Origin of the sequence: Azospirillum sp. TSH64, from assembly GCF_003116035.1 — a bacterium.
Taxonomy (GTDB): Bacteria; Pseudomonadota; Alphaproteobacteria; order Azospirillales; family Azospirillaceae; genus Azospirillum.
Genome location: NZ_LGQW01000015.1, coordinates 3959651 through 3960524 on the forward strand (window position 1 = coordinate 3959651; position 874 = coordinate 3960524).

At 67.6% G+C, this 874-nt stretch carries 1 protein-coding gene; it reads right to left on the bottom strand.

What is annotated here, in order from left to right; translation table 11 throughout:
- Window positions 1–712, bottom strand: a 712-nt coding sequence (locus TSH64_RS19385; RefSeq protein ID WP_109452828.1) for an electron transfer flavoprotein subunit beta/FixA family protein, incomplete at its 3' end; no start/stop codon positions are given.
- Window positions 713–874: the final 162 nt, after the last annotated feature.

The window sequence follows — 874 nt, forward strand, 5'->3', positions numbered from 1 at the left end:
GCGTGGCGACGTCCGCCACCTTGATGCCGGCCTGGCGCTTCGGCGGCTCCGTCACCTTCACCGTCTTCAGGCGCGGCGTGACGTCGACGCCGAGGCTGTCCGGCGTGACGGTCTCCAGCGGCTTCTTCTTCGCCTTCATGATGTTGGGCAGCGAGGCATAGCGCGGCTCGTTCAGGCGTAGGTCGGCGGTGACCACCGCCGGCAGCTTGAGCTCCACCGTCTCCAGCCCGCCGTCGATCTCGCGGGTCACGGCGACCGTGCCGTCACCGGCGGCGATCTTGGAGGCGAAGGTGCCCTGGCCCCAGCCGAGCAGCGCCGCCAGCATCTGGCCGGTCTGGTTGCAGTCGTCGTCGATGGCCTGCTTGCCGAGGATGACGAGGCCGGGGGCCTCCTTCTCGACCAGCGCCTTCAGGACCTTGGCGACGGCCAGCGGTTCGGTCGTCACGTCGGTCTGCACCAGGATGGCGCGGTCGGCACCCATCGCCAGCGCCGTGCGCAGCGTCTCCTGGGCCTGGGCCGGGCCGACGGACACCACGACGATCTCGGTCGCCTTGCCGGCTTCCTTCAGGCGCACGGCTTCTTCGACGGCGATCTCGTCGAAGGGGTTCATGCTCATCTTCACGTTGGCGGTCTCGACGCCGCTGCCATCCGCCTTGACGCGGATCTTCACATTGTAGTCGACCACTCGCTTAACGGGGACGAGGACTTTCATGGGTCGTATCCTTTATGCGGCTCTGATGTCGGCGAGGAAGCGGTCGATCTCCCGATGGAGGGACATCAGCGATTCCCCGTTCCGGGCAGGCGGGCCAGCAGCTCGCCGACGATGCCGCGGCGGAAGACCAGCACGCAGACGACGAAGATGCAGCCGATCACC